This window comes from Rhodopirellula sp. JB055, from assembly GCF_043100905.1.
In the GTDB taxonomy this organism is placed as follows: domain Bacteria; phylum Planctomycetota; class Planctomycetia; order Pirellulales; family Pirellulaceae; genus Rhodopirellula.
In genome coordinates, this window is the sequence record NZ_JBICHO010000270.1 from 1 (window position 1) to 10987 (window position 10987).

Here is a 10987-nt window from a genome sequence, read left to right on the forward strand (position 1 = left end):
AACAACGATTCAATCACGCCAACCACTCGTCAATTTAAAAACGAGCATTATTGCAAATGACATTTCTTTTCAGCTTTGCTTTCGACAAGCACAATGCAGCCAGGCACAAAGAAAGAAAATTGCTCGGCAGCCTTAAGACTGCCGAGCAACCGGTTAGCAAATCAGCCTCCAGTTCCTGCATGGTCGTGCTCGGCTTCGAGAACCAAGTTGCCGATACCTTCGATCCCCAAGTTGTCCTCGATCGATCCTGGCGAGTTGGCATCCAAAATCAGGCCGCCGTCTTCATTGGAAGTCGTATTGACCAACTTGCCGCTGACGATTGGTCCTTCGTCATCACCGTGGGCACCAGGAAGAGAAGCAGCAACGGTTGCAATCAAGTCATTCGTCTTGTGACCTAGAATCGCAACAGCAGCCAAGCTAACCAAAGCGATACCGCCAACAAGGATCCCGTACTCAACCAGGCCTTGGCCTTTTTTGTTCTTAAACAACTTACGCATTTTGTTTTCCTTTGAGAAAACGAGTTACTAACAATATTTTGTCGCCTGACCAAAGGTTCCGCATGACCAGTGCAGGCCGTGTGTGGCGGCGACGAACAAACCGCACACGATGTCTTTTCTTTGTAATGGACGAGGCGACGAGTCCCGAGCAAGAGGACTCGTCACCTCTTCCACTACGATATGTCTGTTGAAAGGAGCCCCACCGCGCAAAGCACAACCGCTCTGGTTTGGCCGGACCGTTTGACCGATCACACCGCCGCGCGACGGGACGCATTGGGTCGTGAGTCCAGTTGAATTGACGCGCACCAATCAAAGGTGAACACCAAAACAAACGAGGTAGAAAAAAACGCCAGAGATACAACCTGCCATGCGCGGACGACGGGCTGGAAGCCTATCCCACGGAACGAAGTGCAAAACCTAGGCTGAGATCGCCGGTGGCCCGCGAGGCTGGGGTATAGAAAGAAGAGTCGCCAACAACGGGCAAACAGCCGGGACGCTGGTGAGTTCTGAGGCATACTCGGCCGGAAGTACAACCACCAAATCCCAAGTCACACCGATGGGACTTGCCAATGATTGACAAATCCCACAGACTCTATGATCATGAGGGGCACACAATCCACCCGAATGAAGCACCACCTCAGATGCAGCGGCCGCCGATGCATCTGATTCCTTCACATGGTGAGGACACCCATTCGAACAACCAGACACCACCCCGCTCATGTTGTCATGTGAATGCAATTCGCTATCACAGGTCGCCACATGCAACCACGCCGGAGCGTGACCGAGAACGATCAGGCTGCATAGCAGGCTAGCGACAAGAGGCCGGAACAGCGAAGTCATGAAAACGACGTTCGATTCAGAGAAATTTTGACGGTTGCAAAGTGGTCCGTCCAAAGACGATTGCTCGGTTGTACGATGACTACAACCGATTCGTTCGTCAAGCTGATCCTCGTAAACTTCGCGATTTCAACGTTTTTGCCCGACCTTGAATCGAAACATCATTTCGGGTGCCACCTCGGCCCGGACGTGCGCCATCCGGCGTTTGTCGCGGATTCCAAGTTGAACCTGCGACAACACGCGAACGGCAACTGGACGCCCCCAACCTCGCCCGGCACTTCGTTTCACTCAACAGGCAATGCGGTCAATTGCCAATCACAAACAAACGGGTACCAGTTCGAACGATGATTTGCTCACCGGATGCCGCCACCCCGTACACAATTGGATCACGGGATGACGCCGCCGAGTTCTTCCGCCGTTCAGCGAAACTCTTGGCCATCGCGTCGATCTCATGCTCATCGAGTTTGCCATCGGCGTTGGTGTCGATTCGCCCGATCATACCTCGAAACATCTTGGGAATTTCGTCACCTTCTAAAACCCCGTCACCGTTCTGATCGCCAGCCTTGATCCGGGCTGCCATGCCTCCACCAGGGCCTTCGGACGCTGGCGAAGCATTGCCGCCACCACCATGTTGCCCACCATGCCCGTGAGAGCCACCGGACTCACCCGAAGACTCCTGGTACGTTTCGGGCGCTGGCGGGTTGTCTTGATCCCACAACCAATTGCTGGCCAGCTTTTTGAACTCAGGCCACGCAGTGATCACGTGACACTGACCGTTCTTGCAAAAGAAGTAAAGCTTTCCATCGGAAACAATCGGAGTCGCCCAACAATCCCCATCAATCCGTTGGCGGTAGAGAATCTCTCCGCTTTCCACGTCGAGGCAGTGCAGCACATTGGCCTTGTTCAGAAAATACGCGTGCTCACCGGCAACAACGGGGCTGGCGTATTCGCAGATCGCCTTGTCCGCACGCCACGCGACACGAGGCCGCCCATTTTCAATGCTGGAAAGATCCAAACAGCAGTTTGACTGCACGTCGCCATCCCCGGCAAACTCTGGCAATCGAGCACCGATCAACAACAAATTGCCGGCCACAGTGGGCGAGGGCACTGAGTTGCCTTCCAGGCCGTCAAGCGACCACAATGCATCGCCATTGGATGCGTCATAACCGGTCACGCTTCCTCCGCTGCTGACAATCAGCTGTTCCACGCCGTTCACTTCAGCGACAATCGGGGACGACCAGGATTTCGACGATTCACGATCGACGGTCCACGACGATTTGCCCGTCCGCTTCTCGATTGCGGTCAAGAAAGACGGTCCACCATGTTCCAAATTGAGAAACAAATGGGTGGCGTTTTGGGCCAACGAAGCTCCCACGCCGTGCGAATTGTCGAACTTGCCAGTCAACTTGGATACATCGCGAGCCCAAAGCAATTTGCCTTGCAGATCAACGGCAAACAAATCTCCCGTTTCGAAGAAGGCATACACACCTTCATGATCCACCACCGGTGTGGGGGCGGCGCGAGCGTTCATGTAGTTGGATGGATGCTGGTGCGTGGAATCCTTGGCATAAGTCCAACGAAGAGCCCCGGTCGCCAGATCATGACTCTGGACCAAGCAGGATTCGGACATTGAGCCTTTGACGCTGGTTGTGTAGACCGCGTCCTTATGAACGATCGGTGCAGACTGCCCATACCCATCGAGCTCACGCTGCCAAGCGATCCCTGTATCCTCGGACCACTCCATGGGGAGCGAGGCCGATCCGCGAGAGGAACCGCCGCCCCGAAAAGAGGTCCACTCGGCATGCGAACGGGCTGTCAAAACCAAGGCAAGTGACAACACGCAAAGCGTCACCACCTCCAACCGGGGGTTATTCAGATTCATTGAAATTCTCTCTGCATCGCCGGAGTGAGCGGGCAAATCGCGCCGCTTGAAAAGGGATTGGACTGGCAGCACCGGGCTGCCGGAGGACTCAACTTCGCAACGCCATTGCCTGGCAGCACAAACGCCAATCCCAAACCTGCGAGGCGTGATTCGCGTGCAGAAGCCCACTGGAGCCCGCGCGTGAGTCGCTTTGCCGCGAAAACGCAAAGGAAATGGGTCGGAACATGAAAGCCGCAAGAAAGCGAAGAGGTCGACGAAGTCGTGTCAGATGGTCCGACCAAGGACAAAGTGAAAGTTTCGTTACGATTGCGATCCAAGCCGAATTCGTCAACCGTTTCGACAAAAAGATTCACTTCGTTCTTTAAGTCTGCCCGTCCACCCCCGAGCAAAATCCCCCACACCGGCACCGCGAACCTTTTCGATTGACAATCCGTAAAGTCGCGAGAACAATCATTGCATCCACGGTCGGACCGTTGATTCATGCCTGAATCAATCTGCAGTGCTATCAGGCTTCTTGCGCCTTTCAACGTTGGCAACTCACCCTTGGCGTCGTTCCGGACCCTCACCGTCTACTTCACTCTGGTTGCATTGTTGTTCGGCAATGTTGCAGGTTGGGTTCACGTCGGATGCTCAACGCACCAATCGGCCTGCTGCGATTCTCACTGCGATTTGCCAGCAGGATCGCACGACCAATGGCATCGCCACGCACACACTGGTCACACACACGATCACAGTGAGCTGGGATACAGAGAGCCGGGATACAGTGAGCACGGGTGTTGCGACCACGCTCACACCAGCGCGGACGAACACGAAACAACGTGCCAAAGCAACGCAAGTTGCGTTTCGACCAAGTCAGAATCGGATCAACCGCCCGAGCCTCACGACTCGGATCACTGCTCGATTTGCCAGAGTTTCTTTGCGTCGCGTCACGCCATCTTTCTTTGGGACACAACGGTTCAACTGGAACCGTTGACTGCCTGCCGCGACGTGACGATTGCGGAAAACGCATTCGTCCCGCAAGCGATCAGCCATCTCCACCGGGTACGGGGTCCGCCCAGCGTCTGACGCTGAGTGATTGTTTTCCCTGTTTCGCTTCCGTACCCGAGGCGCGTTTCCATGGCAGTTGCCCAGGAGACGCCTAGGTCTGCGAGTTGGTTGTCTCGTGTGATGACAACCGATTTCTGTCCCTGGGCAAATCGTTTTGTTTATTGGCTGAAAGAACCCATCGGTTGGTTCGTTCTCGCAACCGCAATCAGCGTGATTGTTGGTCTGTACCTCAGTCCGATTGGCTGGGTCCTGGCCGCCTCGTTGACTGCGATCATCGTTGTCGGCATGGCGTGGCCCTTGGTTGCCGTGTACGTCACCACCTGTGAGTTGCGTCCCGAAGCGGACTCCGTTCACGAAGGCGATGCGTGCCGAATGCTCGTCGCCGTCCGCAACCGACTTCCCATTCCCGTTTGGGGATTGGCCGTCGAAGGTTACCTGGATTGCGAAGGCGATGAAGCGGTTCCCACCGTTGGACTGGCGTGCGTCGCCCCGTTGTGCGTCAGCGAATATGGAATCACCGTCCATCCTTCCCTGCGAGGTCACTACCCCATTCAGTTGCCACAGGTTGCCTGTTCCTTTCCATTTGGAATTTGGACGGCCCGTCGCAACCTGACGACGATGAAGTCGCTCACCGTATGGCCCAAGGTTTACCCGGTTCATGGTGTCTGCCCAATCATCGGAATGACCAGCACCGATCAAGGCGACGGCAATCGCAGCGGGCGCAGCGGTGACTTCATTGGGGTCCGAGACTATCGACGTGGCGACTCAGCGAAACACATCAACTGGGTCGCATCCGCCAAGGTGGACTCATTGGTCGTGACGGAACGTGGCGGCCCGCAGTCCGTTGAACTGGATGTTTTCATCGACACCGTGATACATCCCTCCTCCGCCATGTCATTCTCCGATGAAGAACAGATCGGACCAACCGGGCGCGAACTTTTGGCCAATCGAATACGCATGGCCGCCAGCGTCTTGATCAACCTGCATCAATCCGGCGTGCCGATGCGAGTCACGATTGGTTCGCAAAGCCTTCGGCTGGCACGCGGCAGCCAGGGCAGGCAGCAAATTCTCAACGCCCTCACTGAAATTCCCGCCGATGGAACAAACGCCACCATCCAGCGGAAACGGTCCAGCAAGAACGCAAGGATCGAGTTCTCATCGGATCGCGACGGCTGCGAAACCGTACAAGTCATTGACCCTCGCGGCGGACGCCGAGCTGGCGGACGATCAGTGATGAAGCAGATCGAATCAAGCGATGCACTGGCCGACCAGATCTTGTGTTTTTGGACGGAGGTGCGTGATGCAGACGCCGCCGCGTAGACGAAGAGAAACCATCCTGCTGGCGATCCTTGCAATCGCCTCCGTGGTGCCGTTGCGATTCTATGTGGAGTCGCGACCTTGGTTCCTGGCTGAATTCGGAACACTGTTGGCAACCTTTGCTATCGTGGAACTCGTCAAGACTTTCCGCGTGGAATCAGGCAGATCGAAACTCTTGACGAGTTCCGCGACGACGCTGCTCGCGATTGCTCCCATTCTGTTTGCATTTCTGGCCCGTTTTTTCGGATCACCAATCGCATTTGAGATGTCGATGCTATCGGCGTTTGGTTCGGTCTCGCTGGCCGTCGCAGTTGCGGCCAAAACGGATCGCACTCGAGCCATGTCGATGGTCGCCAGTGGCTGTCTGGTGCTGATTGCCACGTCGATCTCCGAACACTCGCAAGCGGTTTGGATCGCGGTTGCTTGGATGAGCGTTTGCGTTTGGCATTTGGTCGCCAATCACTGGGAGAAACTGGATGTCTGTTTGCCTGACTCCGTTCGTCCCACCGTGGGAGTCCGCCCTGTCAGCGTGCTCGCTGCGGTTATCTTATGCATCGTCGGGGGACTGGCAGTTCGAAATCATGTCGGGCCTGCCAACCGAATGACCAACGGTGTGATGCCCACCAGTGGCGGTTCCAAATGGTCGGACCCTGCAGCACGTTCCGGTGTTGGTTCCGGCGACGCCGCCATCGCAGCGAAAGATCATGCCGAGTCTTTTGGGGCGGTCGAATCAGAGATCTTCCTGGAATCCACCGAGTCGTCACTCTTCGACATGGTCAACGAAATGATCGGTGAACCCAAACAGAAAATGAAGTGGGATCGTCGCCAGGCGATGGGAAACGAAAACTTCATTCCCATGCACGATCAGGCTGCCAAAAGCGAAAAAGGTGGCTCTTCCTTCAGCACAGATCGCATGCCACCGAAGAAGCATCGACACTTTGAAGATGCGAAAGAAAACGCGGTGATTCAGTGGGCTGGCCCGACTGGCATTCGATTGGCGATGCAGCGATTTGACACATTCGATGGCGTCGACTGGACCAATACCGTCGATCGCTCCAACGACAAACTGAACCAGCGAGAGATCGACCAAAACGTTTGGTTCTTCGATCCCAAGTTGGAATCCAGAGTGTTCAGCGACAGCGATCTGGTGACGGTCAACCTGTTGAAAGTTCTGCGTCTTGATTCGACACGGTTCCCAGCCCCCATGATGACGGCAGGACTTCATATCAAGGACGTGAACCGTCAAGACTTTTTTGGAATCGAACACGATGGTTCGTTGTTCATGCCCGAACGAGACAAGATCCCGCCGTTGACGGTGGTGAACTTGGCATCCATCCAAGTGATGGAAGACGAACTGTGGGACGGGCTCGCGGGCAACCAAACGAGAACAAACGCGGGCCAACAAGCAACATCCGATTCCGCCCTCCACCCTTTCCAACAATTGCAGGACATCGTCCATGAACTGCGAACGGAGTTCACGTTCGATCGCAACACGCCGCCCCTGACGGACAATCCAGTCGAAGAGTTTCTTCAAACACGTCGCGGTGGCGATCACCTCTTTGCGACCGTCGCGGCGGTAAAAGCGAGAGAAATCGGACTGCAATCGCGATTGGTGACGGGGTTTTATGTTCCTCCGGACGCGTACGATATCTCGGCGGGGCATGCAAACATCACCCCCGAAGACGTCCACTTCTGGGTCGAAATCAAACTCAACGATGGACGGTGGTTTGAACTGGAACCGACGCCCGGATACCAACAACCCGTTTACACACCTTCGCTGTGGCTGAGCACCAAACGCTTCGCGGCTACCTATTGGATGCACGGCCTTCTGATCGCTGCACTGGGCGTGGCCACCTACCTCACACGACTGATCTGGATTGACTGGCTGCTGACAGCCGCCTGGTCATTGTCGTTGCTGCTGCCATCGCGGAAACAACTCGGTATCGCCATGCGAATTGTGGAAACACGTGCGAGCTTGATTGGCAAGGCTCGACCGACCGGAAAACCACAACGTGATTGGCTGGAAGCGCTCGTCGTTCGCGATGTTCACATGCGTGACCACGTCCAGCAATTTTGCGACGTGGCCGACCAAGCCACCTTTGGAAAACCCGCACCGATCGATCGTCGCCGACTCAACTCGCTCGTCCGTGCCTTGAATACAAAACAACTGAAATCGATGACCAACGAGACAATGGCATGAGTGTGGCAACCGAACACAAAGATCGAACACAAACCGCGTTGCAAGCGATACGCGATCAACTGGGAAGCGTCCTGTTAGGCAAGACTGAGCAGATCGAAATGGTCATTGCTTGCCTGCTCGCACAAGGCCACTTGCTGCTGGATGATTTGCCGGGGACGGGCAAGACCACTCTGGCAAAAGCTCTCGCCGATTGCCTCGGTGGACGACTGGCTCGAATTCAATGCACGCCGGACTTGCTGCCGACGGATGTGACGGGATTCAATTTGTTCAACCAAAAGACTCGTGAGTTCGAGTTCCATCCCGGACCGGTCTTCGCCGATGTGCTCCTGGCGGACGAACTGAACCGCACCACGCCTCGGACTCAAAGTGCGTTGCTGGAGGCGATGGCGGAACGGCAGGTCACAATCGATTCGGTGCCTCATTCGCTTTCCGAGACCTTTCTCGTCATCGCGACGCAAAACCCAATTGACTCACACGGCGCTTACCCGCTGCCCGAAGCCCAACTGGATCGGTTCACCATCAAACTTCAGATCGGATACCCCGACCGCGAAGCTCAACTTGGTATTCTTGAAAATGCCGCCCGAGCCGACAGCGCCAGCGAGCGAGCATCCAGCACGTTGTCGTTGACAGAACTGAGGCAGATTCAACAGCAGGTGCAAACGACATCCGTTCATCCGAAGGTCCAGGGATACTTGGTCGATTTGGTCGAGGCGACTCGCGACGACCCGGCCATCCAACTCGGCGTCAGCCCGCGAGGCATGTTGCTGTGGCAACGGATTGCGCAAGCCTGGGCGGTGCTTCAAGGACGCGACTTCGTGACCCCCAGCGACGTTGCCAAAGTCGCTCGCCCGGTGCTTTCGGTCCGGTTGCTGACCATGGCGGACGACTCCGATTCGGTGATCGATCGGATCATGAACCAAGTTCCCGCGCCGGAGTACAAATGATGACTCAAAAGCCCCAGCCACTGCAACCTCGCCCCGCTTCGTGGCGGGGATGGTCACACGCTGACTCCAATACGGAATCGTCCTCTCGGTTCGCTCGACCCTCCCAAAAATCGTGCGGCTCCACTTCACCCTCTCTCCGGGAGGGTGATGACAGAACAGCGTCCCAACCATTCGCTTGGTTGCACCATTTCCTCACCCTTTCGCTGCTTGTCTTGCTTGCCGGCTGCAGCACGGATGACGCTCCCAAAACGTCCAACTTTGAAGACGATCACGTCGTGTCTGCACACTGGCCCGAAGACCTCGCCGATTTGTCCAGCAAACTCCGTACTCGCATCTCCGCGAACAATGATTTCTCCGACGAAGAACTGCGGCAGGAAATCAAAGACCTCGTCGAATGGGTGGGCGAAGTTGCCGCCGACACAAATCTGTCGGAAGCCGATTGGATCCCTTTGTACGAAAGCAGCCAGGCCGTCTCGGCAAACTTGAAGGCAACGAACGAGCCATTCTCCAACGACGACCTGGAACAAATCGAGTCACTTTGCCAACGGATCGACGCATCCATTGCAAAAATCCCTGACCAACTCGCCAGTTTGAAGGCAACCGGATCATGAGCCAACCTGTTTCAATCATGTTGACGGGCGGACTCGTTCGCGTCCTTCAAGGCTTCGCTGCGGCAGCGCCGACGTTCCTGGTGGGCATGCTGATTGCCTCGATCATTCGGTACTACTTAGGCGACAAAGGCACACGCAGACTGTTCGGAGGTGACACCCTGCGGTCACTACCGCAATCGTGGTTGGTCGGAATGCTGTTGCCTGTTTGCTCGATTGGCGTGCTGCCGATTTTGCGTGAGATGCGTCGGGCGGGGGTGAAGCCCGGAGCGATGTCTGCATTCGCCCTTTCCGCTCCGCTGTTCAATCCGCTCTCGCTGCTATACGGGCTCACGCTCAGCCGGCCACTGGTGATCCTGTTGTTCGCATTTGGTTCGCTGATCATCGTCACGGCACTGGGGCTGTTCTGGGACTCGATCGAAAAATGGTCCAACCGCAAAGAGACAGAAGATGAACTGGTAAACCAGCGTGATTCGGAAACGGACCACACCGATGACGAACCCCAAGATCACTTGATCGGCTTGCGACGACTCGCAGCAACGTTCGTTCACTTCTCCCGCGAACTCACCGGCGTCAATCTTGGCTTGACCATGCTGGCGTTGTCCGGCCTTGCGATCCTGGCGGCGGCCCTACCGTTTGGTGCGATGCAGCATTCGGTTGAACGCGATGATTGGTTCGCCCCTCTCAAGATGCTCGGCGTCGCGATTCCCGTTTATGCGACGCCGATGTTGGCCATGAGCCAACTCGGGATGATGTTCCAACATGCCAATTCGCCCGGTGCCGCGTTCACGTTGTTGATTTTGGGCACCGGCATGAACTTGGCAACACCGTTTTGGTTTGGAAGGAACTACGGATTCAAAGCCACCGCATGCTGGACCGCTTCGCTGTTGGTGATCGTGTTAGGCATTTCATACGCGATCAATCGACCACTCGTTCCGCCTGGCGTCGAACCTGCCGGGCACACACATGCCTTCGACATCTACGCCAACCCGATGTCGATTCACCACAGTCTCTCCACAAGCACATTGTATGACTTGGTGGTGAAAGAGATGGACTTCAGCGTCATCGCAGCACTCTCGGCTCTAGGCGTATTCAGCCTGATTGGCATCGGGTTGCGGGTGATGAAAATTGATGAGGCTTGGTTGGTGAGCACCGCCAAATCTGACTCGTTTGCCTCCTCTCTTTCAACGCAAGACGCACAAGCTCGCAAGGGACTCGACATCGTTGTCCCGCCGGGCGTCATCGGTGCGACCATGCTGGCGGGATTGGTCGCGATGAGCGTCGTCGCCTGCTTCGCTTACTACCCATCGGCAGAAGAATGCCTGGACGAGATCAGCATGGCCCGGGCCGAATGTCTCGCCGCCGCCAACAGCGGCCAAGCCGAACACGCGCTGTACTGGTTGCCGGTTTGGGAAGACTGGAGCCGCCGCATGGAAGTTGGCACTTTCATTCGCACGGGCCAGATTCGCCCCTACCAACGCATGCAGGGCTATTTGATTCGCAAAAAGCTTGAAATGCTCGAGCACGAATTGGAACACGACCCATTTGAATTGGAGGAAACACAACAGGTCGTGAGGGATATTCTGGCAACCAACTCCCGCTGGGTGCGGTCATTTCGGCCCGAACAGTGACACTCGGGGTTCAACGAGACTACA

The 10987-nt window shown here is 56.0% G+C and carries 7 protein-coding genes; 5 read left to right on the forward strand and 2 right to left on the reverse strand.

Annotation, left to right across the window (positions count from 1 at the left end; translation table 11 throughout):
- Positions 1-161: 161 nt before the first annotated feature.
- Together ACF8AM_RS10910 and ACF8AM_RS10915 are read right to left on the reverse strand one after the other, a co-directional pair.
- Positions 162-497, reverse strand: coding sequence for a Flp family type IVb pilin (locus ACF8AM_RS10910; RefSeq protein ID WP_392555665.1), 336 nt, complete (start codon positions 495-497; stop codon positions 162-164).
- Between the two features lie 1141 nt (positions 498-1638).
- The gene (locus ACF8AM_RS10915) at positions 1639-3216 is read right to left on the reverse strand and encodes a PQQ-binding-like beta-propeller repeat protein (protein ID WP_392555666.1); all 1578 of its coding nucleotides are present in this window, start codon (positions 3214-3216) and stop codon (positions 1639-1641) included.
- 1116 nt (positions 3217-4332) lie between these two features.
- Between ACF8AM_RS10915 and ACF8AM_RS10920 the strand changes: the two genes are divergently transcribed.
- The 5 genes from ACF8AM_RS10920 to ACF8AM_RS10940 all read left to right on the forward strand — a co-directional run bounded on the left by ACF8AM_RS10920 (position 4333) and on the right by ACF8AM_RS10940 (position 10963).
- Entirely contained in the window at positions 4333-5583 is a 1251-nt protein-coding gene (locus tag ACF8AM_RS10920; protein WP_392555667.1) for a DUF58 domain-containing protein, read from the forward strand.
- On the forward strand, positions 5564-7780 hold the full coding sequence (locus ACF8AM_RS10925) for a transglutaminase-like domain-containing protein (protein ID WP_392555668.1): 2217 nt from the start codon (positions 5564-5566) through the stop codon (positions 7778-7780). The genes ACF8AM_RS10920 and ACF8AM_RS10925 overlap by 20 nt, the downstream gene beginning before the upstream one ends.
- Positions 7777-8724, forward strand: coding sequence for an AAA family ATPase (locus ACF8AM_RS10930; protein WP_392555669.1), 948 nt, complete (start codon positions 7777-7779; stop codon positions 8722-8724). The genes ACF8AM_RS10925 and ACF8AM_RS10930 overlap by 4 nt, the downstream gene beginning before the upstream one ends.
- A 179-nt stretch (positions 8725-8903) precedes the next feature.
- Entirely contained in the window at positions 8904-9335 is a 432-nt protein-coding gene (locus ACF8AM_RS10935) for a hypothetical protein (protein ID WP_392555670.1), read from the forward strand.
- The gene (locus tag ACF8AM_RS10940; protein WP_392555671.1) at positions 9332-10963 is read left to right on the forward strand and encodes a permease; all 1632 of its coding nucleotides are present in this window, start codon (positions 9332-9334) and stop codon (positions 10961-10963) included. The genes ACF8AM_RS10935 and ACF8AM_RS10940 overlap by 4 nt, the downstream gene beginning before the upstream one ends.
- Positions 10964-10987 lie beyond the last annotated feature (24 nt).